Annotated in this window: 24 protein-coding genes and 1 pseudogene; 18 read left to right on the plus strand and 7 right to left on the minus strand. The window is 66.7% G+C overall.

Annotation, left to right across the window (positions count from 1 at the left end; translation table 11 throughout):
- The first annotated feature begins 18 nt into the window (after nucleotides 1–18).
- From AC1DOX_RS08165 to cobA, 13 genes are all read left to right on the plus strand, one after another.
- Complete coding sequence (locus AC1DOX_RS08165) at nucleotides 19–684, plus strand: carbonic anhydrase (protein ID WP_441616749.1); 666 nt, start codon at nucleotides 19–21, stop codon at nucleotides 682–684.
- Between the two features lie 11 nt (nucleotides 685–695).
- Nucleotides 696–1,217, plus strand: coding sequence for a molybdopterin-guanine dinucleotide biosynthesis protein B (gene mobB, locus AC1DOX_RS08170; protein WP_441616747.1), 522 nt, complete (start codon nucleotides 696–698; stop codon nucleotides 1,215–1,217).
- On the plus strand, nucleotides 1,214–1,612 hold the full coding sequence (locus AC1DOX_RS08175; RefSeq protein WP_441616745.1) for a putative zinc-binding protein: 399 nt from the start codon (nucleotides 1,214–1,216) through the stop codon (nucleotides 1,610–1,612). Before mobB ends, AC1DOX_RS08175 begins: the two co-directional genes overlap by 4 nt.
- Before the next feature lie 174 nt (nucleotides 1,613–1,786).
- On the plus strand, nucleotides 1,787–3,463 hold the full coding sequence (locus tag AC1DOX_RS08180) for a cytochrome D1 domain-containing protein (protein ID WP_441616743.1): 1,677 nt from the start codon (nucleotides 1,787–1,789) through the stop codon (nucleotides 3,461–3,463).
- Between the two features lie 11 nt (nucleotides 3,464–3,474).
- Entirely contained in the window at nucleotides 3,475–3,801 is a 327-nt protein-coding gene (locus tag AC1DOX_RS08185) for a c-type cytochrome (protein WP_441616741.1), read from the plus strand.
- A 74-nt stretch (nucleotides 3,802–3,875) separates the two neighbouring features.
- Nucleotides 3,876–4,232, plus strand: a complete 357-nt coding sequence (locus AC1DOX_RS08190) for a c-type cytochrome (RefSeq protein WP_441616913.1) — start codon at nucleotides 3,876–3,878, stop codon at nucleotides 4,230–4,232.
- Between the two features lie 35 nt (nucleotides 4,233–4,267).
- Complete coding sequence (locus AC1DOX_RS08195; protein WP_441616739.1) at nucleotides 4,268–5,461, plus strand: cytochrome D1 domain-containing protein; 1,194 nt, start codon at nucleotides 4,268–4,270, stop codon at nucleotides 5,459–5,461.
- 4 nt (nucleotides 5,462–5,465) lie between these two features.
- Complete coding sequence (gene ahbB, locus AC1DOX_RS08200) at nucleotides 5,466–6,461, plus strand: siroheme decarboxylase subunit beta (RefSeq protein ID WP_441616737.1); 996 nt, start codon at nucleotides 5,466–5,468, stop codon at nucleotides 6,459–6,461.
- Nucleotides 6,458–6,964, plus strand: a complete 507-nt coding sequence (locus AC1DOX_RS08205) for an Lrp/AsnC family transcriptional regulator (RefSeq protein WP_477101266.1) — start codon at nucleotides 6,458–6,460, stop codon at nucleotides 6,962–6,964. Before ahbB (AC1DOX_RS08200) ends, AC1DOX_RS08205 begins: the two co-directional genes overlap by 4 nt.
- A gap of 2 nt (nucleotides 6,965–6,966) precedes the next feature.
- A complete protein-coding gene (gene ahbB / locus AC1DOX_RS08210; protein WP_441616733.1) occupies nucleotides 6,967–7,482 on the plus strand; it encodes a siroheme decarboxylase subunit beta in 516 nt (171 codons plus the stop codon).
- 3 nt (nucleotides 7,483–7,485) lie between these two features.
- A complete protein-coding gene (gene nirJ, locus AC1DOX_RS08215; RefSeq protein WP_441616731.1) occupies nucleotides 7,486–8,667 on the plus strand; it encodes a heme d1 biosynthesis radical SAM protein NirJ in 1,182 nt (393 codons plus the stop codon).
- On the plus strand, nucleotides 8,655–10,181 hold the full coding sequence (locus tag AC1DOX_RS08220; protein WP_441616729.1) for a cytochrome D1 domain-containing protein: 1,527 nt from the start codon (nucleotides 8,655–8,657) through the stop codon (nucleotides 10,179–10,181). The genes nirJ and AC1DOX_RS08220 overlap by 13 nt, the downstream gene beginning before the upstream one ends.
- Before the next feature lie 16 nt (nucleotides 10,182–10,197).
- A complete protein-coding gene (gene cobA / locus AC1DOX_RS08225) occupies nucleotides 10,198–10,944 on the plus strand; it encodes a uroporphyrinogen-III C-methyltransferase (RefSeq protein ID WP_441616727.1) in 747 nt (248 codons plus the stop codon).
- 160 nt (nucleotides 10,945–11,104) lie between these two features.
- Here cobA and AC1DOX_RS08230 read toward each other — a convergent pair whose 3' ends face one another.
- Nucleotides 11,105–13,396, minus strand: coding sequence for a nitric-oxide reductase large subunit (locus AC1DOX_RS08230; protein WP_477114002.1), 2,292 nt, complete (start codon nucleotides 13,394–13,396; stop codon nucleotides 11,105–11,107).
- Between the two features lie 42 nt (nucleotides 13,397–13,438).
- Nucleotides 13,439–13,903: pseudogene (locus tag AC1DOX_RS08235) on the minus strand (hemerythrin domain-containing protein); the annotation flags it as partial.
- A 176-nt stretch (nucleotides 13,904–14,079) separates the two neighbouring features.
- Between AC1DOX_RS08235 and norR the strand changes: the two are divergent.
- Nucleotides 14,080–15,642, plus strand: coding sequence for a nitric oxide reductase transcriptional regulator NorR (gene norR, locus AC1DOX_RS08240; RefSeq protein ID WP_441616723.1), 1,563 nt, complete (start codon nucleotides 14,080–14,082; stop codon nucleotides 15,640–15,642).
- Between the two features lie 55 nt (nucleotides 15,643–15,697).
- On the opposite strand, the gene ubiT is transcribed toward norR, so the two are convergent.
- From ubiT to ubiU, 3 genes are read right to left on the minus strand one after another with little or no spacing between them, the layout of a single operon-like run.
- On the minus strand, nucleotides 15,698–16,153 hold the full coding sequence (gene ubiT, locus AC1DOX_RS08245; RefSeq protein ID WP_441616721.1) for a ubiquinone anaerobic biosynthesis accessory factor UbiT: 456 nt from the start codon (nucleotides 16,151–16,153) through the stop codon (nucleotides 15,698–15,700).
- The gene (locus AC1DOX_RS08250; RefSeq protein ID WP_441616719.1) at nucleotides 16,150–17,094 is read right to left on the minus strand and encodes a U32 family peptidase; all 945 of its coding nucleotides are present in this window, start codon (nucleotides 17,092–17,094) and stop codon (nucleotides 16,150–16,152) included. The genes ubiT and AC1DOX_RS08250 overlap by 4 nt, the downstream gene beginning before the upstream one ends.
- Before the next feature lie 40 nt (nucleotides 17,095–17,134).
- Complete coding sequence (gene ubiU / locus AC1DOX_RS08255; protein ID WP_441616717.1) at nucleotides 17,135–18,181, minus strand: ubiquinone anaerobic biosynthesis protein UbiU; 1,047 nt, start codon at nucleotides 18,179–18,181, stop codon at nucleotides 17,135–17,137.
- Nucleotides 18,182–18,421: 240 nt separating this feature from the next.
- On the opposite strand from ubiU, the gene AC1DOX_RS08260 reads away from it, so the two are divergent.
- Nucleotides 18,422–19,603: an NAD(P)H-dependent flavin oxidoreductase gene (locus tag AC1DOX_RS08260; RefSeq protein ID WP_441616715.1), complete on the plus strand. Its 1,182-nt coding sequence runs from the start codon at nucleotides 18,422–18,424 to the stop codon at nucleotides 19,601–19,603.
- A gap of 114 nt (nucleotides 19,604–19,717) precedes the next feature.
- Here AC1DOX_RS08260 and AC1DOX_RS08265 read toward each other — a convergent pair whose 3' ends face one another.
- On the minus strand, nucleotides 19,718–21,031 hold the full coding sequence (locus tag AC1DOX_RS08265) for a hypothetical protein (RefSeq protein ID WP_441616713.1): 1,314 nt from the start codon (nucleotides 21,029–21,031) through the stop codon (nucleotides 19,718–19,720).
- Nucleotides 21,032–21,448: 417 nt separating this feature from the next.
- Between AC1DOX_RS08265 and AC1DOX_RS08270 the strand changes: the two genes are divergently transcribed.
- Nucleotides 21,449–23,458: a type IV pili methyl-accepting chemotaxis transducer N-terminal domain-containing protein gene (locus tag AC1DOX_RS08270; protein WP_441616711.1), complete on the plus strand. Its 2,010-nt coding sequence runs from the start codon at nucleotides 21,449–21,451 to the stop codon at nucleotides 23,456–23,458.
- Nucleotides 23,455–24,111: a response regulator gene (locus AC1DOX_RS08275; protein ID WP_441616709.1), complete on the plus strand. Its 657-nt coding sequence runs from the start codon at nucleotides 23,455–23,457 to the stop codon at nucleotides 24,109–24,111. The genes AC1DOX_RS08270 and AC1DOX_RS08275 overlap by 4 nt, the downstream gene beginning before the upstream one ends.
- A 33-nt stretch (nucleotides 24,112–24,144) precedes the next feature.
- Here the strand turns inward: AC1DOX_RS08275 and AC1DOX_RS08280 are convergent, their stop codons facing one another.
- Nucleotides 24,145–24,954 carry an IclR family transcriptional regulator gene (locus AC1DOX_RS08280; RefSeq protein ID WP_441616707.1) on the minus strand — a complete coding sequence of 270 codons (810 nt, stop codon included), beginning with the start codon at nucleotides 24,952–24,954 and terminating at the stop codon, nucleotides 24,145–24,147.
- 231 nt (nucleotides 24,955–25,185) lie between these two features.
- On the opposite strand from AC1DOX_RS08280, the gene AC1DOX_RS08285 reads away from it, so the two are divergent.
- Nucleotides 25,186–26,634: an NAD-dependent succinate-semialdehyde dehydrogenase gene (locus tag AC1DOX_RS08285; protein WP_441616705.1), complete on the plus strand. Its 1,449-nt coding sequence runs from the start codon at nucleotides 25,186–25,188 to the stop codon at nucleotides 26,632–26,634.
- The last annotated feature ends 37 nt before the right edge of the window (nucleotides 26,635–26,671 follow it).

The raw sequence follows: 26,671 nt of genomic DNA on the forward strand, positions 1-26,671 counted from the left end.
CGAATTTGTGAGTCAGCCATGCACGAGATCGAACGGCTGCTGAAGGGATTCGAACGCTTCCAGCAACGCTACTTCGAAGCCGAGCCGGCCTTGTTCGACACCCTGCGGCGAGGCCAGCATCCGCCCACGCTGCTGATCGGCTGCAGCGACTCGCGCGTGGACCCCGGCATGCTGCTCGGCTGCGATCCTGGCGATCTCTTTACCGTACGCAATATCGCCAACCTGGTCCCGCCCTGCCGTCACGACGCGGAGGACACCCTCCACGGCGTGTCCGCGGCCATCCAGTTCGCCGTCACGCAGTTGCAAGTCGCCCGCATCATCGTCATGGGACACGCCGGCTGCGGTGGCATCCGCGCACTGATGGCAATGGACCCCGACGAGCCTCCCGCGCCCGGCGATTTCATCGCCCCATGGGTGCGCATCGCGGCATCGGCGCGCCATCAGGTCGACGAAGCGCTGCGGCATGCCAGCGCCGCACAACGCCAGCATGCATGCGAACAAGCGGCGATCCTCGTCTCCCTGCGCAACCTGGAAACCTTTCCGGCCGTGCGGGAAGCCATGTCGCAGGGTCGGTTGTCGCTGCACGGCTGGTATTTCGACCTCCAGGCCGGCGCGCTGCTTGCGTACTCCGAGCGCGCCGACGGTTTTCTCCCCCTCGTATGTCCGCTGGAAACCACGCTCTGAAATTTTTCCCCATGTCCGCCCTTGTCCTCGGCATCACCGGCACCTCCGGTAGCGGCAAGACCACGCTGATTGCCGCGCTGCTGCGGTGGTATCGACAACGCGAGTACACCGTCAACGTCGTCAAGCATTCGCACAAGGCCATCACGCTGGAACCCGATAACAAGGACAGCGCGCGCTTCCGCCGGGCGGAAGCCGGCGAGGTGCTGGTCGCTTCCCCGTATCGCTACGCCATCATGCGCGAGATCGGCAACGCGCCGGAGCCCTGCCTGCACGATCATCTAGCGCGCCTGTCGCCGGCACACCTGACGCTGGTCGAAGGCTTTCGCCAGGAGCACCTGCCACGCATCGAGGTCTACCGGCCGTCGCGCGGCGAGCTGCCGTACTTCCCCGCTGACGACTCCGTGGTCGCCGTGGCCACGGACGAACCGCTCGACATCGCACTGCCCTGCCTGCCGCTGAACCAGCCGGACCAGATTGCGCGATTCATTCTCAACCTGCTGCGGATCGATTCCCCAACCGGAGCCTTCTCATGAACGATGTGTCCCGCGCCGCCTCCCATCTGCCCCTTGTCTACGCCTGCTCAGGGTGTTCGAGCGTCGCGCAGCTGGCCAACAGCTTCGCCGTGCGGCTGGACCGCGCCGGCCGCGCGGAGATGTCCTGCATCAGCGGCGTCGGTGGGGGCGTGCCGGCGCTGACGCGCGTGGCACGCTCGGGCCGGCCGATCCTCGCGCTCGATGGGTGCCCCCTCGCGTGCGTAAAAGCGTGCCTGGAAAACACCGGCGTGCAGCCTTCGCGCCATCTCGTGCTGAACCGCCTGGGCGCCACCAAGCGCCAGCACGGCGAATGCACGACCGCCGAAGCCACTGTCGCGTGGGCCGCTGTATCGGCGGCACTCGACGAGCTCTCGGAGCCCTCGGAGGGAAGATGATTTTCGCAGCCGCGCGACATCGGCATGCGATGTCGTGCGCGCTTGATGGCAGTCAACGATATGCGAGGGGAACTTCTCGATGATGCTTGCATGACACATGCGCGACCACAGGTTCATCGCACTTCCGTCGGGCATCCAACAAAGGCTTTTTCCCCACCTCGCTGAAAGAGAGCCATGAAAGCGAAACGTCGGTTGTCTCCCGTGCTGGCGGCCCTGCCGCTCCTGTCCATACTGATCCACGCCGGCCCGTCCGCGGCTGCAACACAGGACGGCACAGCACCTCCCGCGCAGGCAGCCCCGGCGCCCACCCTCACCTCGGCCGAATTCGACCGCGCCCGCGAGATCTACTTCCAGCGCTGCGCCGGCTGCCACGGCGTACTGCGCAAAGGCGCGACGGGCAAGCCGCTGACACCTGACATCACGCGCAGCCGCGGCACCGAATACCTGAAGACCTTCATCACATACGGCAGCCCGGCCGGCATGCCGAACTTCGGCACATCCAACGAACTGCCCGCCGACGACATCGACCTGATGGCGCGATACGTCCAGCTGGACCCTCCCACGCCGCCTGAGTTCTCGCTGGCCGACATCGAGGCCACGCGCAAGGACATCGTGCCGGTGGCCCAGCGCCCCACGCGCAAGATGAATGCGTACAACCTCGACAACCTGTTCTCGGTCACGTTGCGGGATGCGGGCGAAGTCGCGCTGATCGACGGCGACAGCAAGAAGATCATCAACATCGTCAAGACCGGCTACGCGGTGCATATTTCGCGCATGTCCGCGTCCGGCCGCTACCTGTATGTGATCGGACGTGACGCGCGCCTGGACCTGATCGACCTCTGGCTACCCACGCCGGCCATCGTCGCGGAAGTCCGCATCGGGCTGGAAGCACGCTCGGTGGAAACCTCCAAGTACAAGGGCTACGAGGACAAGTACGCCGTTGCCGGGTCCTACTGGCCGCCACAGTACGTGGTCATGGAAGGCGACACGCTCAAGCCGCTGAAGGTGGTCTCCACGCGCGGCATGACCGTTGACAACGCCTATCACCCCGAGCCGCGCGTCGCATCGATCGTGGCCAGCCACTTCCATCCCGAGTTCGTCATCACGGCCAAGGAGACGGGCAAGGTTCTGATGGTCAACTACGCGGACCTGAACAACCTCAAGACCACCACGATCGACACCGCCAAGTTCCTGCATGACGGCGGCTTCGACGCGACGGGCCGCTACTTCATGGTCGCTGCCAACGCGTCCGACAAGATCGCCGTGGTGGACACCAAGGAAGACAAGCTCGCCGCGCTGGTCAACGTGGGCAAGACCCCGCACCCGGGGCGCGGCGCCAACCTCGTCCATCCGAAATTCGGTCCGGTCTGGGCGACCAGTCACCTTGGCGACGAGACCATCAGCCTCATCGGCACCGATCCGGTCGGCCACAAGGCCCAGGCCTGGAAGGTGGTGCAGACCGTCAAGGGCCAGGGCGGCGGGTCGCTGTTCATCAAGACCCATCCGAAATCGAGCAACCTGTGGGTCGATACGCCGCTGAACCCGGACCCGAAGCTCAATCAGTCCGTGGCGGTGTTCGACACCCGCAATCTCGGCGCCGGCTTCAAGGTACTGCCGATCGCCGACTGGGCGGAGCTGAAAGGCACCGGTGCCAAGCGCGTGGTGCAGGCGGAATACAACAAAGCGGGCGACGAGGTGTGGTTCTCCGTCTGGGGCACGAAGGATGGCGAGTCCGCCATCGTCGTCGTCGATGACAAGACCCGCGCGCTCAAGACCGTGATTCGCGACCCCCGGCTGGTCACGCCCACCGGCAAGTTCAACGCCTACAACACCCAGCACGACGTCTACTAAGGAGCATCGAGATGAGTATCCGACACAAGCTGTGGATGGCTGGCATCACGCTGGCCGCCATCGGTGCACTGACGCTGGCTGGCCGTCCCGCCCACGCCAGCCCCGCGCTGGCGCAGTCGAAGAACTGCCTGGCCTGCCATAGCACGGACAAGAAGGTTCTCGGACCGGCCTTCAAGGATGTCGCCGCGAAATACAAGGCTGACAAGAAGGCGGCAGTTGCAATTGCCACATCGATCCAGAAAGGCAGCAGCGGCAAATGGGGCGCCATTCCGATGCCGCCCAACGCGGTATCGGATGCGGAGGCGAACCAGCTGGCGACGTGGATCCTGAGCCTCTGAGTGTCGCGCCGGGCGCCCGTGTGAGGGGCGAAGCGTGGCGCCGCCGGCCCCGGCCGGCGGCTGTCTGGGCTGCGATGGCGTGGCTGCTGGTGTTTGTAGCCGCGCCCGGTGCCGCTGCGCCGGACACGACCCAACCTGGCACCTCGGCGCCCCACCCCGCCCGGCAGGCGCAACTGGCGCACTGGCTGCGCGACGACTGCGGTGCCTGCCACGGCATGACGCTGCGTGGCGGGCTGGGATCGCCGCTCACCGCTGACGCACTGGCCGGCAAGCCACGCGACAGTCTGGTGGCCACCGTGCTCCACGGCCGCCCGGGTACGGCCATGCCGCCCTGGCAGCCCTTCATGACGCAGGACGAAGCCCAATGGCTGATCGAACAACTGCAACGCGGGACGCCTCCCACCGTGACATCGGCAGGCGGCGTTCCCTGATCCTCGCTCCCCGGACATTCGCGCTCCCGAAGACCATGGCCGGCGCACGCGCCCTGAAGCGTGCGGCCGCCTGGCTGTGTGCGGCGGCGCTGCTTGGCTGCGCGACACCGAACGAGCATGCACTGCGGGGCACCGGTGATCTTGGTGTCGTCGTCGAGCGTGCGGCCGGCAGGATCCAGATCGTGGAAACCACCGGCATGACGCGGCTGGCCACCGTCTCCGGCCTGGGGGACCTCTCCCATGCCAGTGTGGTGTTCTCCCGCGACGGCCGCTACGCCTTCGTGTTCGGTCGCGATGGGGCACTCTCGCGGGTCGACCTGCTCACCGCGCAAATCACGCACAGGACCATGCAGGCCGGCAACAGCATCGGCGGCGCCATCCTGCAGGACGGCAGTGTGGTCGCCGCGCAGAACTACGCACCGGGCGGCATCCGGTTGTTCGACGCCAGGACGCTGGCGCCACTCGCCGATATTCCGGCGATAGGTGCCGACGGGCGGCGCAGCAAGGTCGTTGGCCTGGCGGACCTGCCCGGACGGCGCCTGGCCGCCAGCCTGTTCGAGGCCGGCGAAGTCTGGATCCTCGATGTCGCCGACCCGCGTCAGCCGGTCATCACCAAGCTCAAGGCGGGCCGCGAACCCTATGACGGGCTGGTCACGCCTGATGGCCGCTGGTATATCGCCGGGCTGTTCGGCGAGGACGGACTGGCACTGGTCGACCTCTGGCAAACACCGGTCGTGACACGCAAGGTGCTGGACGGTTACGGCCGCGGCGAAACACGGTTGCCCGTCTACAAGATGCCGCACCTGCGCGGCTGGGCGATGGCACAAGGCAAGGCCTGGCTGCCGGCCGTCGGCCGGCACGAGGTGCTTGTGGCCGATCCCGCGGCGGACTGGCACGAGGCCGGTCGCGTCGCCATGGCGGGGCAGCCCGTGTTCGTCATGGCCCGGCCAGACGGCCGCCAGGTCTGGGTCAACTTCGCCTTTCCCGACAACGGCATCGTGCAGGTGATCGACACCGCCACGCGGCAGGTAGTGCACACGCTTCGCCCATGCCGGGGCGTGCTACACATGGAGTTTGCGCCCAAGGGGGAATCGGTCTGGCTGTCCTGCCGCGACGACAACCGCGTAGAGGTCTATGACACCCAGACCTTTGCCCGGCTGGCCACGCTGCCGGTCGATCAGCCCAGCGGCATTTTCTTCACCGCACGGGCCCATCGCTTCGGAATGTAGCCACATGTTCGACGAACTCCAGTTCTACAACCACATCCAGCGAGACTTCCCGCTGGAGCTACGACCTTACTTCTGTGCGGCCGAAGCGTTGGGTATGTCGGAGCGGATGGTGCTGAGTTTGCTGGCCCGCGACCTTGGCGCCGGCCGGATCAGCCGCATCGGCGCCGTCTTTGCGCCCAACACCATTGGTGTCAGCACGCTGGCCGCGCTGGCCGTGCCGTCCGCGCGGATGGACCGCGTGGCGGGACGGGTCAGCGCCGATCCCGCCGTCAGCCACAACTACGCGCGCGATGGCCATCACTACAACCTCTGGTTTGTCGCGGGGGCCCGGGATCGCCCGCAACTCGACGCCGTCCTGGAAGACATCGCTTACGACGTCGGGCAGGCTCCGCTGGATCTTCCGCTGGAGCGCGAATACCACATCGACCTGGGCTTTCCCCTGTCCAGGGGAAAGCATGGTGCAACGGAGACGCGGGGGCCGCGCGAGACCTGTACGCAGCCTGCCCAGGCACTGAGCCACGCGGACTGGCGGCTGATTGCAGCGCTGGAAGCCGGGCTGCCCCTGACGCCGTTTCCCTACCACGCCCTGGGGCGCCGTTGCGGCGTCTCGCCGACGGAGATTCTTTGTCGCCTGGCGCAGTGGCACAACACAGGCATCATCCGACGCTTCGGCGCGATCCTGCATCACCGCAAGTTTGGCTATGCCCACAATGCGATGTGTGTCTGGAACGTACCGGACGCACGGGTGGACGCCATCGGCATGCGGCTGGCGCACGTGCCACATGTCACGCTGTGCTACCGGCGGCCCCGTCGCCTGCCGGACTGGCCGTACAACCTGTTCGCGATGGTGCACGCGCGCAGCCAGACCGAACTGCAGGCGACGCTCGCGCGCTTCAATGCGGTCGGCAGCCTGGCCGCCATGCCGCGCGCCGTCCTGCCGGCCAGCCGCTGCTTCAAGCAGCGCGGCACGCGTTACGGCTGCACACCGGCCGCCGCATGAACGCGCCCGCTTGCCATCGCCCCGCGGTCGTCGGCGCCGACGTCACCACCACCGCCGCCTTGACTGACATCGACCGGCGGATCGTCAACGCGCTACAGCACGGCTTTCCGCTGACGCCCCGGCCGTACGCCGATGCCGCCGCTGCGCTTGGCCTCGATGAAGCCACGTTGCTGGCCCGTCTGCGCTCGCTGCTCCATCAGGGCGTGCTGACGCGTTTCGGCCCGCTGTTCGAGGCGGAGCGCGCCGGTGGTCGTTTCGTCCTTTGCGCCTGCCATGCACCGGAGGCACGGCTGGAGGAGATCATCGCAGCCATCAACGCCCGGCCGGAGGTCGCCCATCACTACGCGCGGACCCACCATCTGAACCTCTGGTTCGTGCTCGCAGTATCTGACCCAGGCGCCGTGACGCCCACCCTTGCGGCGATCGAGGCGGCCGCCGGCGTCAATGTGCTCGCCTTCCCCAAGGAACGAGAGTACTTCGTCCGCCTTTACCTGCCCGCATGATCATGCCCGCCCCTTTCCCTCTCGACCTCACGGACCGTGCGCTGATGCTTGCCACGCAATCCGGCCTGCCGCTTGTGCCGGCACCCTATGCAACCCTGGGCGCCACGCTGGGAATCGGCGAGCAGGAAGTCATCGACCGGCTGCAGGCCCTGCAGGAGCGTGGCGTCATCCGCCGCATCGGCGCGGTGCCGAATCACTACGCATTGGGATGGCGTGCCAACGGGATGACGGTCTGGGACGTCGACGACGACGTCGTCGATGCGCTTGGTCTGCAGATCGGAGCGCTGCCGTTCGTCAGCCACTGTTATCGCCGGCCGCGTCACCTGCCGTCGTGGCGATACAACCTGTTCGCCATGGTCCATGCACGCACGCGTGAAGACGCCCGGCCATTGATCGATACGATCCGTGCGCAGCTGGGCGACGCCTGCCGTGGCCACGACGTGCTCTGGTCCACGCGGATCCTAAAGAAGACCGGGCTGCGTTGGCCCGGCACGACGCTTTCCGACAAGACCCCCTGAGCCATGTTTCGTCTCTCCCGCTTTCTCGAAGCCTTGCGTGACGGCGGCCCGGTGCCTTCCGCGCGCAAGCCCGCCGGCCCGGTCGTCATCTGGAACCTGGTGCGCCGCTGCAACCTGAACTGCCGCCACTGCTACGCCACGTCGGCGGACGTCGACTTTCGAGGCGAGCTGGAAACCGACGAGGCACTTGCCGTGCTCGATCAGCTCAAGGCGGCGGGCGTACCGGCGCTGATCCTGTCCGGCGGCGAGCCGCTGATGCGGCAGGACCTCTACGTGATCGCCGCCCGGGCGCGGGAACTTGGCTTTCACCTTTCACTATCGTCCAACGGCACACTGCTGGATGCGGGCCACGCCGCTCGGCTGGCTGCGACCGGCTTCGACTACGTCGGCGTGAGTCTGGACGGGCTGGCGCCAACCCACGACCGCTTCCGGCGTAGCGAGGGCGCGTTCGACCGGGCCCTCGCCGGCCTGCGGACGGCACGTGCCGCCGGCCTTCGCGTCGGGGTCCGGATGACGCTGACCGAGGCCAACGCGACACAGCTGGCGGATGTGGTGGCCCTGACCGAGGCCGAGGGTATCGACAAGTTCTACCTGTCCCATTTCAACTACGCGGGGCGCGGCAAGGGCTATCGCGCCGACGATGCCCGGCATGCAAGGACCCGCGCGGCGCTGGACTGGCTGATCGACCACGTCTGGTCCCGCGCGCAGGCAGGACCCGCCGGCGATTTCGTTACCGGCAATAACGACGCCGATGGCGTTTACCTGCTCCAGTGGATTGCGCAGCGCTATCCGGATCGCGTGCCCGATATACGCGCCCGCCTGACGGCCTGGGGCGGCAACGCCACCGGCGTCGGCGTGGCCAACATCGACAATCTCGGCAACGTGCATCCGGACACAATGTGGTGGCACGTGACGATCGGCAACGTACGCGAGCGCCCGTTCGGCGAGATCTGGGCCGACCGCACGGATCCGCTCATGGCAGGACTGAAGGCAAGTCCGCGTCCGCTGGAGGGCCGCTGCGCGGCCTGCCTGCATCGTGACATCTGCAACGGCAATACCCGCGTACGCGCCTGGGCGGTCAGCGGCAATCCGTGGGCCGAGGATCCGGGCTGCTATTTGACGGACACCGAGCTCAGGGCGCCGGGCGGCATCGGCCAAACGGAGACCTTCGCATGCGTGCAATAACCGCGACACTGCGCATGGCGCGCATCGCCATGGTGGGCCTCGGCGTGCTGGCTGTCTGCCTGTCCGCGCGGGCGCAGCCTGACAGCACGGCGCTGGCGCCGGGCGCCCTGTACCAGCAGCACTGCGCGGTCTGTCATGGCACTGACCGCCTGGGCGGCATGGGGCCGGCCTTGCTGCCGCAAAGCCTGGAAAGACTCAAGGCAAAGGAACTGGACGAGGTCCTGCGTCAGGGCCGCGAGGCGACGCAGATGCCTGGATTCGCCACGCAGATCCCCGCTGTGGCGCTCGAGCAGTTGGCCCGCTGGCTGCGGACCGAGCCCACGGAGTCGCCCCACTGGACCGCCGACGAGATCCGCGCCTCCCGCGTGGTTCTCCACGCCGATGGCACGCTGCCGGCGAAGCCGGTTTTCCGCGCCGATCCCGCCAACCTGTTCCTGGTGGTGGAGGCCGGCAGCCACCACCTGAGCGTGCTGGACGGCGATCGACTGGAGCCGATTCATCGCTTTGCCACGCGCTTTGCGCTGCACGGCGGCCCCAAGTTCAGCCGCGACGGCCGCTATGTGTTCGTTGCCAGCCGGGACGGGTGGATCAGCAAGTTCGACCTCTGGAACCTCAGCCTCGTCGCCGAGATCCGGGTCGGACTGAACACGCGCAATGTGGCCGTCAGCGACGACGGCAAGTGGGTGCTGGCCGGAAACACGCTGCCGGCCAACATGGTGTTACTCGATGCGCGGGACCTGGCGCTCGCGCGCGTCTATCCCGTACAGGATGCGGACGGCATGCCTTCGCGTGTCTCGGCCGTCTACGATGCGGCGCCTCGCGGCAGTTTCATCGCGGCGCTGCGGGACATTCCGGAAGTCTGGGAGATCCCCTATGGCAATGTGCCGGACGCGCTCGTGCCAAGAAAGATCCGGCTCGATGCGGTGCTCGACGACTTCTTCTTCGACCCGCCCTATCGCCATATTCTTGGCGCCTCGCGCACGGGCGGCGGGCAGGTCATCGACCTCGATGCCGGCCACAAGGTGGCCACACTGGCGCTGCAGGGCATGCCGCACCTGGGTAGCGGCATCACCTGGGAACGCAATGGCCAGTCGGTCATGGTCTCACCGAACCTGAAACAGGCGGCCATCAGCGTGATCGACATGGGCGACTGGCACACAGTGGCCACGATTCCGACTGCCGGACCCGGCTTCTTCCTGCGCAGTCATGAGCAAACCCCTTACGCCTGGACCGACGCGATGATGAGCCCGCACCGGGACACGCTGCAGGTCATCGACAAGCAAAGCCTGCGTGTGGTGGGCAGCGTCACCCCGGCCCCGGGGCATACGGCCGCTCATGTGGAGTTCACGCGCGACGGGCGCTATGCACTGGTGAGCCTGATGGAGCGCGATGGCGCGATCGTCGTCTATGACGCCACCACACTGCGCGAAGTCAAGCGCATCCCAATGGACAAACCCATCGGCAAATACAACGTGTTCAACAAGACGACTCGTTCGTCCGGCACCAGCCATTGACCAACAGGATCACAACATGAACCGGCATCCCAAGGCAGGCAAGGTCTGGCTGGTGGGCGCGGGCCCCGGCGACCCCGAACTGCTGACCGTCAAGGCAGCCCGCATACTCGGCGCGACGGACGTCTGGCTCGTGGACGACCTTGTCTCTCCGGACATCGCGCAGTACGCCAGTACCGGCACGCACATCGCTTCAGTGGGCAAGCGGGGTGGCCGCTGCTCGGTCAGCCAGGCGCAGATCGATGCACTGACACTGGCCCATGCGCTGGCGGGGCGTAGCGTTGCCCGCGTCAAGGGCGGCGATCCGTTGCTGTTCGGACGTGGCGGCGAAGAGGCGGCGTTCCTGCGCGCGCATGGCGTCGAGGTGGAGGTGATCAACGGCATCAGCAGCGCAGCAGCGGCCGCGCAGGCGCTGGGCATCGCCCTGACGCATCGCGCTCATTGTCATGGCGTGACCTTCGTGACCGCGCATACACGCGGCGATGGCGGACCCGACTGGCGGGCGCTGGCATCGAGCGAGACAACGCTGGCCATCTACATGGGAATGGGCAGGATCGGCGAGATCCAGGCCGCACTGCTGGCCGCAGGCATGGCACCCGACATGCCCGCGGGAGTGGTCATGCACGCAAGTGGTCCCGCGCAACGCTGCTGGACCGGCACACTGCAGACACTGGACGCGGCGCTGGCAGCCGGACTGGCCAGCCCAGCGGTCATTCTGATCGGCCACGTGGTCTCGGAGATCACGAGCGACGTCTGCGAGCGGTAGTCTCGCCAGCGCATGCGCGCCCTGCAAGGGTGAGGCCGCAGGCAGTACAAGTCGTACGGCAAGCAAGTGTGGCAAACCCGGCCACGACGCCAGGATCTTTTTGAAGCAACCTCTAAAACGCCAACGGCCCCTTGCGGGGCCGTCTTCATTCAATCACCTGTCACGAACGCGATCGGCTGGCTTGCAACTCCCTTTCGGGTGCGGGTTGCACCGGTCGACCGCTTAGCAGGCCAATCACCACCTGTAACGCAAAGGTCAGTGCGGCTACGAGGAACACCACGTCGCCGAACGTCCGTACCCACCGCAGTGTCTGCAGCAGCGGCTGCTGCAGGAAGGCTTCGCTGCGTGCATACCACAATCCTTCGCTCGCGCTGGCAAGGAACTGGATGATGCCGATCGGCAACAGGCTGGTGGCGATCATGAGGACCAGGCCGCCATTCAGCCCCCAGAAGGCGATCTTCATCAGCGACGGGCTCAATTCGAAGTGCGGGCGGATGTAGCGCAGCACCAGCAGCGTGAAGCCCAGCGCCAGGAAGCCATAGACCCCGAACAATGCCGCGTGGGCGTGCACCGGCGTGGTATTCAGCCCCTGCGAGTAGTACAGCGAAATCGGCGGGTTGATCATGAAGCCGAACACACCTGCGCCGAGCATGTTCCAGAATGCCACGGCCACAAAGCACATCAGCGGCCACTTCACATGTGCCATCCACGGCGCCCGGTCCTTCAGGCTCCAGTTCTCCCAGGCCTCGTGACCCAGCACGATCAGCGGCACCACTTCCAGCGCGCTGAAACTGGCCCCCATGGCCATCACCGGCGTGGTGGTGCCGGCAAAGTACAGGTGGTGGAAAGTGCCAGGCAAGCCGCCAAGCATGAACAGCGACGCCGACGCCAGGCTGGCCGTGGTGGCCATGCGGCGCGACACGAGCCCCAGCGTCGAGAAGATGAACGCCAGTGCCGTGGTGGCGAAAACTTCGAAGAAGCCTTCCACCCAAAGGTGCACGACCCACCAGCGCCAGTACTCCATGATGGTCAGGCTGGTGCGCTCGCCGTAGAACAGGCCGGCGCCATAGAACAGGCCAATGGCTACCACCGACGCGGTCAGCAGTGCCAGCAGGTTCTTGTCGGTGTTGCGCGCGCGGAGCGCGGGCACCATCCCGCGCAGCATCAGGACCAGCCAGAGCAGGATGCCGACAAACTTGCCGATCTGCCAGAGACGGCCCAGGTCCACGTACTCGTAGCCCTGATGGCCGAGCCAGAAATTCAATTCGGCCGGCATGATCTGGGCGATCGCCAGGTAGTTGCCCGTGAAAGACCCCACCACCACTGCCACCAGCGCCCAGAACAGGATGTCAACGCCAAGCTTCTGATACTTCGGGTCCTTGCCGCCATGGATCAGCGGCGCCAGGAACAAACCCGCCGCCAGGAAACCGGTGGCAATCCAGAACAGTGCACTCTGGATATGCCAGGTTCGCGTGAGCGAGTACGGGAACCACTGCGACACGTCGAACCCGTAGAACTTCTGCCCTTCCACGGTGTAGTGCGCCGTAAAGCCGCCCAGCAACACCTGGAACGCCAACAGCGCCACGACCAGGAACAGGTACTTGCCCAAGGCGCGCTGCGACGGCGTAAGCGCGAAGGTCGTCAGCGGATCGCGCGGCGCCGGGGCCGGCGGCGACTCCTCTTGACCGCGCAGGAACGACCAGGCCCAGATCAGGAAGCCGACACCCGCCAGCAGGAACACCACGCTGGCGATCGACCAGGCGATGTTCTCGCTGGTGGGCTTGTTGCCGATCAGCGGCTCGTGCGGCCAGTTGTTGGTATAGGTCGCCACCTTGCCGGGCCGCTCGGTGGCGGCAGCCCAGGCGGTCCAGAAGAAGAAGTGCGTCAACTGCGCACGACGTTCCGCGCTGGGTAGCGTGTTTTCCTTCATCGCGAAAGACTCGCGCGATTTTTGCAGCGCGGGTGCGTCCGAAAACAGCTTGGCGTAGTAGGCGGCCGTCTGCGCCACGGCTTGCGCCCGGCGCTGGGTCACGGTCAGCACGCCAGTGGCGGGATCGGTGCGGTTGCCACGGTATTCCAGGCGCAGCGCCTCACGCAGCGCCGCCTGCCGGGGTCCGTCGAGATCCGCGTAGGCAAGCCGGTACTCGTCATGCGCGGCGATATCGAGCCACGCCGTCAGTTCCCGGTGCAGCCAGTCGGCCGTCCAGTCCGGCGCCTGGTACGCGCCGTGGCCCCAGATGGAGCCGAGCTGCATGCCGCCAACGGATTGCCAGGCGGTCTGGCCGTCGAGGATGTCGTCACCCGTGAAAAGCTTGTGGCCATCGGTCGTGACCACCTGCGTTGGCATCGGTGGCGCCTGGCGGTAAACCTCCGCGCCGTAGTATCCGAGCAGCGAGAATGTGACCGCCAGTACGGCGATCAACAGAAACCATAGTTTGCGATATTGGCCCATGATGGGTTCGGATTTTGTTTTACGAGGGGATTGGCGACGCGCTCAGGCACGCGCCGGGTGATCGAACAACACGTTGTTCTCAAGTTCGATGTGATCGCGCAGGTCGTCGCGGAATTCGCGCAACGCGGCGTAGAGCGTGCGCCACGTATTGCAGGCCGACGCCGGCGGCGTCTGATCGTGCGTCAGCGCGTCGAGTTGGCGAAGCGCCTCATCGTGCGTGGCGTGCTCCATGCGCATGACGGAAATCGGCCCGCCTGCCATGGCTGCCATGCCGCGCGACAGCATCGGAAACAGGATTTGCTCCTCCTTCTGCATGTGGCTGACCAGTTCCTGCTCCATGGCCAGCAGATGGGCCGCCAGCCCGTGCGGGCAGTCGCCGCTGGTGGCATGAACCTCCTCCACCCGCCGCGCCATCCGGATCAGTTCCGGCAATTGCTCCCGGTGGCGGGCGTGGTACCGCACCAGGATGTGGTCGATAAGCGCCCCCGGCGATTGTTCGCGCCAGTCCTGCGTTGCTGTTGTCTGCATGCTCATGGATTGCTCCTTCTCAAATTGCACCGATAAGACTTGTGCGAATCTCATGCCTGCCTCAAGACTTCAGAAAATCAAGGGGTTACGATGCATCCCGGTAAATGCGACCCTAAAATGTGCGGTACATCCAACCCAGTCGGGTGGAAAACACCATGATGGAAAATCTGCTGCTGGCGGACCTGACCGCCGATCTCACCCAACCGATACGCATGCAACGGCTGGTCGGCGCACTGAGGGCGCACTTTCGATGCGGCGCGGTGGCCTTGCTACAACTGGAAGGCGATCATCTGCGGCCCGTGGCGGTGGACGGGGTGGTCCCGGACGCGTTGGGCCGCAGCTTTGCCGTGGCCTTGCATCCGCGCCTGGCGGCGATCCTGGCCCATTCCGGGCCGATTGTTTTTCCCCATGACAGCACGCTGCCTGACCCGTATGACGGCCTGATCGACTCCCATGTGGGGGAACCGCTGCCCGTGCACGACTGCATGGGAACGCGGCTGGAGGTGGAAGGCCGCACATGGGGCGTGCTGACTCTCGACGCACTTGCGGTCGGCACGTTTGATGCCGCCGCGCAGCTGGAGCTGCAGCGGCTGAAGTCAGCAGTGGAAGCCACTGTGCGCGTGACTCGCCTGGAAGCGGCCTTGCGCGCGCTGCGCCGTATCCGCAGCGATATGCCCGGCAGCGAGTCCTTGCCCGTGTCGGGCGCAGGAGACATTCTTGGCGAAAGCGAGCCCATCACACGGTTGCTGCATGAACTGGCCGTCGTGGCGGATTCGGAACTGCCGGTGCTGTTGCTTGGGGAAACGGGCGTCGGCAAGGAGCTGTTCGCCCACCGGCTGCACCAGCAATCGCGCCGCAGCCAGAAGCCACTTGTCCACGTCAACTGTGCCGCACTGCCCGACTCCCTCGCGGAAAGCGAACTGTTCGGCCACGCACGGGGCGCCTTTTCCGGTGCAACGGGCGAGCGACCGGGGCGGTTTGAAGCCGCGGACGGCGGCACCGTATTCCTGGACGAAGTGGGGGAATTGCCACTATCGACCCAGGCCAAGCTCCTCCGGACATTGCAAAACGGCGAGATCCAGCGGCTCGGATCGGACCGCCCCCGGCGTGTGGACGTGCGCGTGATCGCCGCGACCAACCGCAACCTGCAGCAACTTGTACGCGACGGCACGTTCCGGGCCGACCTGTACCACCGCCTGTCGGTCTATCCCATCCCGATCCCTCCGTTGCGCGAACGCGGGGATGACGTGCTGGTGCTGGCCGGCAATTTCCTGGAACTCAATCGTGCACGGCTAGGCCTTCGCAGCCTGCGGCTGTCGCCGGGCGCACAGGACGCGCTGCGGCGCTACCGATGGCCGGGTAATGTGCGGGAACTAGAACATGTGATCAGCCGTGCAGCGCTCCGCGCAGTCAGCCACGGCGTCGGCCGACACGAGATCGTTACACTTGATACGGCATGGCTGGATCTCGATGGCATCGAGCCCGCCGCGGATTGCAAGGGTACCGCCACGGCAGGTCGCACCGAGCAAGGGCCGGCCACGATGTTCAACGGCACGCTGCGCGACGCCATGGATGCCTGCCAGCGGCAGTGCATCGAACAAGCGCTTGCCATGCAGGACGGCAACTGGGCGCGCGCCGCACGCCAGCTTGGCGTGGACAGCAGCAATCTCCACAAACTGGCCAGGCGGCTCGGCATCAAGCCAACGCGTGCCCGCTAGCCAACCTCACCCCTCGCCCCTCCGCTCTTCTGTCTTTCGGTCTTGGGGATCCCCGTCAAGCCGTGCGTGGTGACGGCGGGAATAGGACCGACAGCCTCGCCACCATGGGCTCTACCCAACCGGGGCGCGGTGCGGCGTCGAGCCAATATTTGACCTCCAACCCCAGTGCCGTATCGCCACTTATCGACAGCCGCCGCTGAAAAAACAACGTGTCGGTATCGGCCTCGCCGCCCAACAGCTGCAGGTAATCCGCAGCGCGGGCGCGCAGCGTCAGCGCAGGTGCCTGACCATCGAACGGGCCGCCAAGGAAGCGCCCACCCGCGCAGCGAAAACGGATATCAAGCCCAAGATCCTCGACGGTCAGCAGGAACGCATGCCCGTTGAGCGCTGCGGGCGGCTGCAGCCAGCCCGCACGGCGCGCGCCTTCCAGTGCCAGCACCAACGGCAGCGCCCGGGCGCGCGCCGGCATGCGGCGATGCACGCCAGCCATCAGTTGTGTCAGCGCCATCATGCCGTCACTCCCGCATCGTCTTCGACCTGCTGCCAGCGAATTCCGGCCTGCCCCGTCCAGTAGCCGTTACTTGGCAGCGCACCGGCGGGCATGATGCCGCGTCGCATCGCATTCCTATCGCCTTTGCGCCACGCGTCAAGCATGGCCACCACCTCCAGCGTGCCACTGGCGTGAGGGCTGACACGAACCGAATCGACGCCCATTTCCGCCATGGCTGGCACTTCCGCACACAGGTCAAGGCAGGTGGCCGACTGCACCTGGATGCCGTTCAGCGTGAAGAACGCCTGGCCCTCGCCAGTGTCCGCGACCAGGCCGTCCGGGTAGTCGAGGCAACGGAACTCGCAGGCGTCCTTGCGCAACCGGTGGTGGCGGGCGGTAAAGCAACGCGCCGAAAACGCCAGTGGCATGCGGCCCCACACCATTACCTCGATCGACGTACCGCCGGGCCGGGCCGCCGCCAGGGCGGCCAGCGTCGTCCGGTCCATTTCCACCGGCATCGCGCAACCGCGCGCGCCCAGTTCGACCAGCCAGGCGAACATCTCGGCGTGATAGACGTTCAGGTGGGGGCCACCCAGGAACGGGCGTCCGCCCATGCAGCGCACAGCGCCAAGGTCATTGGCCTCGACCAGGAAAACTTCCTGCTCGCACACCCGGCGCATCACGGCGATGTCACTGTCCGATTCCACCAGCACCGGCGTGGACAGCACGACCTCCTTGCCCGCCTGGCGCAGCATTTCCCCGATCTCCATCCAGTCTGCATGACGCAACTCGTGCCGGCGCGTGCAGACAGTCTCGCCCAGATGCACGCGGTCCACAGGCGCGTCGGCCACGGCGGCATAGAACTGGAACACCGTGGTGCGGGGCCAGTAGTACAACAGGGGGCCCAGCGTGATGCGGAACGGAACGGCAGCGGGGACGGAATCGGGATATCGGACAGTCATGGAAAGCTCTGACGGGAAGATGTTCGGTGGAGGCAGACGCCTAGCGCCACGGGCGATCGTAGGCGCCCTGGGTCACCTGGTCGCCCTCGGCGTGGCGGCCAAGCGCGGCCTGCCAGTCCTGGCGCGGCACGAATCGCTTGGGATCGCGGCAGGCATCGTCGATGGCCGCGCGCAGTACGCCCACCACATCGGCCACATAGCGCGGGCTGCGTTGCCGGCCCTCGATCTTGATGGCGGCGATGCCGATGTCGATCAGCGCCGGCAGCAGTGACACCGCGTTCAGGCTGGTAGGCTCTTCCAGCACGTAGCCGCGCTCGCCCTCCACCGTGAAGCGGCCCTTGCACAGCGTGGGATAGCCCGCCGGCTCGCCCGGCGCGTAGCTGTCGATCAGGATGCCGGAGAGGCGCGCATGCATGGTGCCGTCCGCCTCATCCCAGCGTACCGCATGGGCCGGCGAACAAACGCCCTTGTTGTTGGGAGAATCGCCGGTGGCATAGGAAGACAACAGGCAGCGGCCCTCGGCCATCACGCAGAGGCTGCCGAAACCGAATACTTCGAGCTCGACGTCGGTCTGGCGCGCCAGCTTGGCGATCTGGGCCATCGTGAGCACGCGCGGCAGTACCACGCGGCGGATACCGAAACGCTCGCGCATCAGCTCGATGGCGTCGGCATGTGTGGCCGATCCCTGCACGGACAGGTGCAGCCGCAGCGAGGGATGACGCTTGGCCGCGTAGGCCATCAGGCCGGGATCGGCCATGATCACCGCGTCCGCCCCCAGCGCGGCGGCCGCATCTACGGCGCGATGCCAGCGCGTCACCTCGCCCATCTGCGCAAACGTATTGATCGCGAACAGCACCTCCGCGCCGCGCGCATGTGCTTCCGCCACGCCGGTACGGATGTCGTCCTCGGAGAAATTGAGGCCACCGAAGTTACGCGCGTTGGTGGCGTCGCGCAGGCCCAGGTAAACCGCGTCGGCGCCGTGTTGCAGCGCCATGCGCAAAGCCGCCAGTGATCCGGCAGGCGCGACCAGTTGGGGTTTGCGGGCGCCGGAGGATGCATGAGCCGCGGCAGGCATGGTGGAGGTCATGTGAATGGCGTCAGGTTGGCAGCCACCGGATGCTAGCCATGCACGGACCTGACACCTTTGACCAGGCGCAAATCGGCGGACATGTCAGCTGTCCGGCACGGCCCGCTCCGGGCCGTCTTCTCCATCCGAACTAGGCCTACCGGACGGGCCATCCCGAGATATTGATCTGACACAAGCTGGCACCCGCGCGCGCGTGAGAGCCTTTGCGCTTCCGCAATGCAACAGGTACCCATTCCGATCATGCAATCACGATGGCTCAATCTCGCCGGCCGCAAGCTGCTGCCGATCGTTCAAGGCGGCATGGGCGTGGGTATCTCCGCGCATCGGCTGGCCGGCACCGTGGCCAGCCACAACGCCGTGGGCACGATCGCCAGCATCGACCTGCGCCATCATCACCCGGACCTTCTGGCCGCCACCGCTGGCAAGCGTGACAAGGCCGCGCTGGAAGCCGCCAACCTCACCGCGCTGGATCGTGAAATCCGTGCCGCACAGGCGCTGTCGGGTGGCCGCGGCATGGTGGCCGTGAATGTCATGAAGGCTGTCAGCGCCCATGCGGCACTGGTGCGCCAGGCTTGCGAGAGCGGCGCGGACGCGATCGTGATGGGCGCCGGCCTGCCGCTGGACCTGCCCGACCTGACCGCCAACCACCCCAAGGTGGCGCTGATCCCGATCCTGTCGGATTCGCGCGGCGTGGGGCTGGTACTACGCAAATGGATGAAGAAAGGCCGCCTTCCGGACGCCATCGTGATCGAACATCCGGCCTATGCGGGCGGCCACCTTGGCGCGGCACGCATGGAGGACCTGGGCGATGATCGCTTCTCATTCGGCCGCGTGCTGACCGAATGTCGCGAGATATTTGCCACACTGGGCATTGCATGGGACTCGGTGCCGCTCGTCCTGGCCGGTGGGCTTGGCCATCACGGCAAGATCCGGCACTGGCTGAATGAAGGCGCCGCCGCCGTGCAGGTGGGCACCGCCTTTGCGGTCACGGAGGAGTGCGACGCCCATCCCGCGTTCAAGCAGGTCCTGGCCACCGCGCCGGTGGAGCAATTGAGCGAGTTCACCAGCGTGGCTGGCCTGCCCGCGCGCGCCGTGCTGACGCCCTGGCTCAAGCGCTATCTGTCGCGCGAGACCGCGTTGCAGGCCCGCGCCAAGGTCCGAGAATGTCTGGAAGGATTCGATTGCCTGCAAGCCTGCGGACTGCGCGACGGAGTGGCCCGCATCGGCCAGTTCTGCATCGACCTGAAACTCGCGCAGGCGTTGCGCGGCGACGTGGAGCGCGGCCTGTTCTTCCGCGGCAAGGGCTCGCTGCCGTTTGGCGATGCGGTCCGCCCCGTGGCCGACCTGATCCACTACCTGATGACCGGGGAGAAGCCCACGGAGCTTTCGCGCAGCGAGATAGACGCCAGCGCACTGGCCTGAAGACCATCCCTGTGGCGGGCGATCGGACCGTTCAACCGAAGCCCGCCGCTGCAACCCGCCGCACCAACCCACCGCTGCAACCCGGGCCACTACAGCCACATCAGCCGCAACCAATCAGACAGAACCGGCCATATCGGCGCGTGGCGGCAACCCGCCCTGCTTCAGCACGGTCCGCAAGCAGCGCAGGGCCGCCAGCAACTGCACACCCAACCACGCATTGGCGACGGCGAACGTGATGCCGCCCGAGATCGCCAACCACGCCGGCGCCCATGGCAGGGCCAGGCATTGCACATAGGCGGCCAGCAATACCAGTGCCTGCAGTCGCTGCCGCGACGGCACAATGACCTGTTGCATCACCGGCACCCGCGCACGCGGCGGCAACAGCCGGCGCAGATGCAGCCATACCAGGAACGGCACGATCTTGCCGAGCATCGCGGTCACCGGCAGCACACCGCCACCAACCAGCGCCAGCGTGCCGATCCACCATGCCAGCGGCCACGTCGCATCCAGCCACGGCGTGAGCGCGGCCAGCAGCGCCGCCAGCAGCCCGCTGGCCCAGGCGACGGGCCAGAGTATCCAGGACGGGTCGTGCCGGCGCCGGGCGCGCAGCACGCCGACCAGCCCGCATCCCGCGATCGCCACGACGACGAGCAGCCACGGCACCGCCGCAATGGGCGCCAGATCCGGCATGCCGAGGCGCGTCGCACCATCGACGATCAACAGCACCCATAGGACCGCCGGCGGGCATCGCTCCAGCCGGCCAGGCGGCCGCGGCGTCTGCCAGAACATGGGCAGCACGGTGGTGGCCACGCCGGCCACCAGCGCCGCCAGCCATCCGCCCAGGCCCCACGACACGTGGATCGCCAGCAATGTGGAGGGCGACACCTGCCCCAGCCCTCCCAGTAATCCGCCAAACAGCGCAGCCAGCGCCCCGCCGCACAGCACCGTCGCCAGCAACGCCCCGCCGATGCCGGCCAGCGTGCGCGTCGTCGCATCGATTCGCCGAACCCGCCGGCCGGAAAGCCACAGCAGACATCCGACGATCGCAAAGAAGGGGGCGCCGGCCAAAGCCGCAATGCGGAACCCCGCGCGAACGCCGTCGACAAACCCCAGTCCCAGCGCCAGCGCGGTGCCCGCCCCCGCCAGTGCCACCAGCGGCGCCACCCACGGCATCCCTCGCACATCCACGCGTGCAATAACGGGCATCATCTGAAAAAGTGCGCCGATCATCACCGGCAGCAGCATGCCCAGCGCCAGCACGTGGGCCACCGCCAGCGCGAGCGGCGCATAGCGGTCCGGTAGCCCGGCCGATGGGCCCAACGCCAGCAGCAAGCCGGCAGCCGCCCCCAGCCATGGCGCGGGCATCAGGCAGCCGAATATCACAGCCGGACGCGGCGCGCGCGCATAGTCCAGGTCCGCAGGCTTCATGTGTTGTTTTTTCCTCTGTTGGGGGTCGATTCGCGAGCCCGGGGCAGCATGCCTGGAAGAAATGCGGGGCGAGTTGATCTGGCACAGACCCTCGCGCGCGGGCGCGCGCAAGAATCTCCGCAACTCCGCACGTGCCCAACGCCATCCGACGCGGGCGGCAATCCGACGGAGCCACCGACCATGACAGCGCCCTCAGCCCCCCTAGCCCCTTCAGTCATCCCCTCAGCCTTCGACGGTGCCCTGTCTCCCGACGTGGCTCCCAACCTGGCCCGCGACCTGCCCCACAATGCGGCTCACAGCACGGCTCACAGCGCGGCCCACAAATCGGCCACCAGATCAGCCCACAAGCCGGCCACCCATCCGTTTTCCCATCCGTCCTTCGCCCCGGCCCCCAACCTGGCTTCGGCCACGCCCTCCATGCCCTCGACCCCCGTGGCGCTGCCGGGTCTGCGCCACCGGCTATCCACCCGCATCATCTCACTGTCCCTGATCGCCTTGCTGGTTGTCCTGACGATGATCGGGGGCACCCTGTGGCTGTCCTGGAACCTGGAAGGCGCCGGCGCCGCCATCAATGACGCCGGCAGCATACGAATGCGCGCCAATGCGGTCGCCATCGAACTGGCCAAGGCGCGCAACGGCGAGCCCTCGTTGCTGGAAGCCCAGATGTCGCGCATGGACCACACGCTCGCCCAGTTGCGTCGAGGCAATCCGCAACGCCCGCTCTTCCTGCCCACGGAGCCTGCCATCCATGCCCAGTTCGATCGCGTGGCCTTGGCCTGGAGCGACCAGATGAAGCCCCAGGTGGCCAGGGACCTTGCCCAGGCAGGTGGTGTGCCGCTCGGCTACGTGGCCGCCTTGCCCGCTTTCGTTCATCAGGCCGACCAGCTGGTCGGGATGATCGAGGCCGACAACGCGCGCATGACGGACCTGCTGCGCATGTCACAGGCCGCACTGGCCGCCATCGCCTGCATGGGCACTGTCGCCGTCATCTACCTGCTCTACCTCTGGATCATCCTCCCCGTGCTGAGACTTCAGGATGGGCTGCGGCGCATGGCCGAACGCGAGTTCTCGCTGCGCCTGCCGGTGGAAAGCCGCGATGAATTCGGCACCCTGAGCGAAGGTTTCAACCGCATGGCGGCCGAACTGCAGAGCCTCTATCGGGGCCTGGAGGCGCGCGTGGCGCAGAAGACCGCCGAACTGGCGCGCCGTAACCGCGACCTGGAAACGCTCTACGACGTGGCCGCCTTCCTGAGCGAACCCAACGAGGCCGAGGCACTGTGCCGCGGCTTCCTGACGCGACTCATGCAACGGTTCGATGCCGACGGTGGCAGTGTCCGCGTGGTGGACGCCGTGCCCGGCAAACTCCATATGCTGGTTTCCGAGGGACTGCCCGCGGATCTCGTGGAGGATGAGCACTGGATGGCCACGGATGCCTGTCACTGCGGCACCGCCACGCGCGACCGCATCGTGACAGTTGCCGACTTGCGCTCGCGCCTGCGCGTACCGGATACCCATAGCGACACGGGTGCCGATGCCGCCGAGAGCGAGACTTTGCGCTGCGGGGATTGCGGCTTCGCCGGCCTGGCGGCTTTCCGCATCGATACGCCGCGCGGCGTGCTGGGCATGTTCGGGCTTCATTTCCGCACGCCCCATGTGCTTAACGCCTCGGACCGGCAGTTGCTCGAAACGCTAGCCCAGCATCTCGGCGTGGCGCTGGAGCATCTGCGCCTGGCGGCCACGGCCAGGCAACTGGCGGTGGTCGAGGAACGCAATCTTGTGGCCCAGGGCCTGCATGACAGCATCGCCCAGGGTCTGAACTTTCTTAACCTGCAGGTGCAATTGCTGGATGACGCCACCGCGCGCGGCAATCTGCAGGAGATCGGCGACATCGTGCCCTTGCTGCGATTTGGCGTGGAAGAGAGCTATCAGGACGTGCGCGAGCTGCTGCTGAACTTCCGCTCGCGGCTGACGCAAGGCGAACTGCGCCGCGCGGTGGAAGATACGGTCGCACGCTTCCGCCGCCAGTGCCGGACCGAGGCCCAGCTGGACATCGACGACAACGACGGCCGGCCGCTGCAACCGGACGAGCAACTCCAGGTGCTTTTTGTATTGCAGGAGGCCCTGTCCAACGTTCGCAAGCACGCGCAAGCCGCGCACGTCAGCGTGCGCCTGCATAACGGCCGCGACTTCCGGCTCACCGTGCAGGATGACGGCGAAGGTTTCGACTCGGCGGAGCTGGCCACGCGCGGTGACGCCCATGTCGGCCTGCACATTATGCGCGAACGCGCGACACGCCTGAACGCGCAACTCACCATCGAATCCCGGCCCGGCCAGGGCACGCGCGTCGCGTTGCTGCTCCCGCGCGGCACGGCCGCCTCCCCTTCCCCGGCAACTTCTGCCACAAACCAACCGGCGCCCCTGCCATGACCACCCGCATCCTGCTGATCGACGATCACACCCTGTTCCGCTCAGGCATTCGTGTCCTGCTGCAACGCCAGTCCGACTTCGAGGTCGTCGACGAAGCCGCCGATGGCGTGGAAGGCATCAAGCGCGCCAAGCAGCATCGGCCGGACGTGATCCTGCTGGACCTCAACATGCCGGGCCTGTCAGGCCTGGAAACGCTGCAACTGCTGGCACAGGACCTGCCGAACACCGCTGTGCTCGTGCTGACCGTATCGGAAGAAGCCGAGGAACTCGCGGCAGCACTGCGTGGCGGCGCGCGCGGTTACCTGCTGAAGAATATCGAGGCCGATTTCCTGGCCTCCGCCATCCGCCGCGCTGTCGCAGGCGAGCCGGTGTTCTCGGACGGGATGACCGCCAAGCTCGTGGCACAGTTCCGCACCCCCGTACCCACGGCACCCGCGCAGCCATCGGCGGAGGACGGCGCCAGGCTCACCGCGCGCGAGCGCGATATCGTGCGCGGCCTGCGGCGAGGCGAGAGCAACAAGGAGATCGCGCGGGATCTCGGCGTGGCGGAGAGCACCGTCAAGATCCACGTGCAGAACATTCTGAAGAAGCTCAACCTCGCCAGCCGCGTGCAGGTGGCTGTCTACGCCGTCGAGCATGGACTGACGGACTGAGCCGTCAAACATGAACTGATGGACCGGGCCGTCTCAGGCCGGCGCGCCCAGCCGCGCCGACAGCCGGTCCGCCAGCGCCCTCACCTCGCTGCCGATGCGCTCCCCGGTCGTCACATCGATTTCATTGGTCAGGTAGCTGACCGCGATCGCCCCCACCGCGCGCGGTCCGGTGGCGTCGAACACCGGCGCGCCGAAGCATGTCATGCCGTCGCGCATCTGGCCGTTGTCGGTCGAATATCCCGCCACCCTGACCTGTTCCAGTTCCGCGGCCAGCGCCTCGGGCGACGCCACGCTTGCGCGCGTCAGCGGTGCCGGCATGCCCCCGGCGAACAAGTGCCGCACCTCCGCCGGCGACAACGTGCTCATCATCGCCTTGCCGGTCGCGGTATAGGGCGCCGGCAGCCGCATGCCGATCCGGAACGTCACCCCTAGCGGCCGGTCCCCGTTCTGGCAGGCCAGGTACACCACGTCGATACCGTCCAGCATCGACAAGGTGACCGTGGCGTCATGGAACGCATCCGTGGCATCCCATAGCGCACGAAATTCCTCGGTGATCTGCGTTTGCGACAGAAACGCATTGGCCCAGCCCATCACATGCGGCCCAACCATCATTGCCCCGCTGGGCAGCCGCTTGATCAGTCGAAGCTGGACCAGCGTGTCGCACAGCCCGTGCAGGGAGCTCTTCGGTGCGCCGGTCAGCCGCGTCAGCTCCGCCAGCGTCAGCGGCTCCGTGGCGGCAGCCATCGCATCCATGACCTGCACAGCGCGCACTACCGCTGGCGAGGTGGATTTCATCGGCGGCGAGGCATCATCGGCAGGCGTGGCGTAAGCGGACTTGGGCATCGGTCGGGGGGTATTGGGCGGGAAGCATCCAGGATGGGCGCGATTGTACTGGCTGCGCGGAATGCGCCGATCCCACTGGCGGTCTCCCATTCATGGGCGTATCATCGCATAGACGTTCCACATATAGAATAATATTCAATCTATTGAACGCTCGCGATTGGCGTGCTGCCAGCGCAATGCATCTGACCCACCCCGGGAAACCGTCCCCGTACCCATATCCGGAAACTCGCCATGCAACTCAAAGACCCGTCACTCCTGAAACAGCTGGCCTATGTCGATGGCCAATGGATTGGCGCCGACAACGGCGCCACGTTCGATGTGACTGATCCGGCCACCGGCGAGGTGCTCGCCCGAGTCGCGGACCTCGGTGCGGCCGAAACCGACCGCGCCATCGTCGCCGCGGAAGCTGCCCAGAAGAGCTGGGCGGCCAAGACCGGCAAGGAGCGCGCCACGATCCTGCGACGCTGGTTCGACTTGATGCTGGCCAACACGGACGATCTGGCCTACCTGATGACGCGCGAGCAAGGCAAGCCGCTGGCCGAGGCCAGGGGCGAGATTGCCTACGCCGCCAGCTTCATCGAATGGTTTGCAGAGGAAGCCAAGCGCGTGGACGGCGAGGTGCTGGCCACGCCAGCCGCCGACAAGCGGCTGGTCACGCTGCGTCAGCCAGTGGGCGTCTGCGCCGCCATCACGCCGTGGAATTTCCCGGCCGCGATGATCACGCGCAAGGCAGCACCCGCGCTCGCCGCCGGCTGCGCCATCGTCATCAAGCCTGCCGAACTGACGCCGCTATCTGCCTTCGCGCTGGCCGAACTGGCCCACCGCGCCGGCATTCCCGGCGGCGTACTGCAGGTCATCACTGGCGATGCCAGGACCATCGGCGGCGTGCTGACCGCCAGCCCCGTCGTGCGCAAGCTGTCGTTCACCGGTTCGACGGAAGTTGGCCGCATCCTGATGGCGCAGTCCGCGCCGACCATCAAGCGGCTGTCGCTGGAGCTCGGTGGCAACGCGCCGTTCATCGTCTTCGATGATGCCGACGTGGACGCCGCCGTGGAAGGCGCGCTGGCCGCCAAGTACCGCAACGGCGGCCAGACCTGCGTCTGCGTCAACCGCTTCTACGTGCAGGACGGCATCTACGATGCGTTCGCCGCCAGGTTCGCGGAGCGGGCCGGCAAGCTGCGCGTTGGCAACGGTCTGGAAGACGGCGTGCTGATCGGCCCGCTGATCGAGGACGCGGCGCTGGACAAGGTAGCCACGCTGGTCGATGACGCCCGGGCGAAGGGCGGTCGCGTGCTGACCGGCGGTGCCCCGCACGCGCTTGGCGGCACGTTCTACGCGCCCACCGTCATCGCCGATGCCACCGCCGAGATGCGCATGGCACGCGAGGAAATCTTCGGGCCGGTAGCGCCGCTGTTCCGGTTCCACAAGGACGAGGAAGCGATCGCCGCCGCCAACGCCACCGAATATGGCCTGGCCGCCTACCTGTACACGCGCGACATCTCTCGTGCGTGGCGCACGGCCGAGGCGCTGGAGTACGGCATGGTCGGCCTGAACACCGGCCTGATCTCCAACGAGGTGGCGCCGTTTGGCGGCATCAAGCAGTCGGGCGTCGGCCGCGAGGGCTCGCGGCACGGCATCGACGAATACCTCGAAATCAAGTACCTCTGCCTGCAGATGTAATGGGATACGGCGTGGCGCCGTGACACGCGAAGCCACG

The sequence above is a fragment of the Cupriavidus sp. 01L415 genome (assembly GCF_056400065.1).

What these genes read in the sequence shown, in the direction of transcription:
- AC1DOX_RS08165 (WP_441616749.1), top strand. Translation starts at nt 19, where the DNA reads ATGCACGAGATCGAACGGCTGCTGAAGGGATTCGAACGCTTCCAGCAA.
- mobB (WP_441616747.1), top strand. Translation starts at nt 696, where the DNA reads ATGTCCGCCCTTGTCCTCGGCATCACCGGCACCTCCGGTAGCGGCAAG.
- AC1DOX_RS08175 (WP_441616745.1), top strand. Translation starts at nt 1,214, where the DNA reads ATGAACGATGTGTCCCGCGCCGCCTCCCATCTGCCCCTTGTCTACGCC.
- AC1DOX_RS08180 (WP_441616743.1), top strand. Translation starts at nt 1,787, where the DNA reads ATGAAAGCGAAACGTCGGTTGTCTCCCGTGCTGGCGGCCCTGCCGCTC.
- AC1DOX_RS08185 (WP_441616741.1), top strand. Translation starts at nt 3,475, where the DNA reads ATGAGTATCCGACACAAGCTGTGGATGGCTGGCATCACGCTGGCCGCC.
- AC1DOX_RS08190 (WP_441616913.1), top strand. Translation starts at nt 3,876, where the DNA reads ATGGCGTGGCTGCTGGTGTTTGTAGCCGCGCCCGGTGCCGCTGCGCCG.
- AC1DOX_RS08195 (WP_441616739.1), top strand. Translation starts at nt 4,268, where the DNA reads ATGGCCGGCGCACGCGCCCTGAAGCGTGCGGCCGCCTGGCTGTGTGCG.
- ahbB (WP_441616737.1), top strand. Translation starts at nt 5,466, where the DNA reads ATGTTCGACGAACTCCAGTTCTACAACCACATCCAGCGAGACTTCCCG.
- AC1DOX_RS08205 (WP_477101266.1), top strand. Translation starts at nt 6,458, where the DNA reads ATGAACGCGCCCGCTTGCCATCGCCCCGCGGTCGTCGGCGCCGACGTC.
- ahbB (WP_441616733.1), top strand. Translation starts at nt 6,967, where the DNA reads ATGCCCGCCCCTTTCCCTCTCGACCTCACGGACCGTGCGCTGATGCTT.
- nirJ (WP_441616731.1), top strand. Translation starts at nt 7,486, where the DNA reads ATGTTTCGTCTCTCCCGCTTTCTCGAAGCCTTGCGTGACGGCGGCCCG.
- AC1DOX_RS08220 (WP_441616729.1), top strand. Translation starts at nt 8,655, where the DNA reads ATGCGTGCAATAACCGCGACACTGCGCATGGCGCGCATCGCCATGGTG.
- cobA (WP_441616727.1), top strand. Translation starts at nt 10,198, where the DNA reads ATGAACCGGCATCCCAAGGCAGGCAAGGTCTGGCTGGTGGGCGCGGGC.
- AC1DOX_RS08230 (WP_477114002.1), bottom strand. Translation starts at nt 13,396, where the DNA reads ATGGGCCAATATCGCAAACTATGGTTTCTGTTGATCGCCGTACTGGCG.
- norR (WP_441616723.1), top strand. Translation starts at nt 14,080, where the DNA reads ATGATGGAAAATCTGCTGCTGGCGGACCTGACCGCCGATCTCACCCAA.
- ubiT (WP_441616721.1), bottom strand. Translation starts at nt 16,153, where the DNA reads ATGATGGCGCTGACACAACTGATGGCTGGCGTGCATCGCCGCATGCCG.
- AC1DOX_RS08250 (WP_441616719.1), bottom strand. Translation starts at nt 17,094, where the DNA reads ATGACTGTCCGATATCCCGATTCCGTCCCCGCTGCCGTTCCGTTCCGC.
- ubiU (WP_441616717.1), bottom strand. Translation starts at nt 18,181, where the DNA reads ATGACCTCCACCATGCCTGCCGCGGCTCATGCATCCTCCGGCGCCCGC.
- AC1DOX_RS08260 (WP_441616715.1), top strand. Translation starts at nt 18,422, where the DNA reads ATGCAATCACGATGGCTCAATCTCGCCGGCCGCAAGCTGCTGCCGATC.
- AC1DOX_RS08265 (WP_441616713.1), bottom strand. Translation starts at nt 21,031, where the DNA reads ATGAAGCCTGCGGACCTGGACTATGCGCGCGCGCCGCGTCCGGCTGTG.
- AC1DOX_RS08270 (WP_441616711.1), top strand. Translation starts at nt 21,449, where the DNA reads ATGCCCTCGACCCCCGTGGCGCTGCCGGGTCTGCGCCACCGGCTATCC.
- AC1DOX_RS08275 (WP_441616709.1), top strand. Translation starts at nt 23,455, where the DNA reads ATGACCACCCGCATCCTGCTGATCGACGATCACACCCTGTTCCGCTCA.
- AC1DOX_RS08280 (WP_441616707.1), bottom strand. Translation starts at nt 24,954, where the DNA reads ATGCCCAAGTCCGCTTACGCCACGCCTGCCGATGATGCCTCGCCGCCG.
- AC1DOX_RS08285 (WP_441616705.1), top strand. Translation starts at nt 25,186, where the DNA reads ATGCAACTCAAAGACCCGTCACTCCTGAAACAGCTGGCCTATGTCGAT.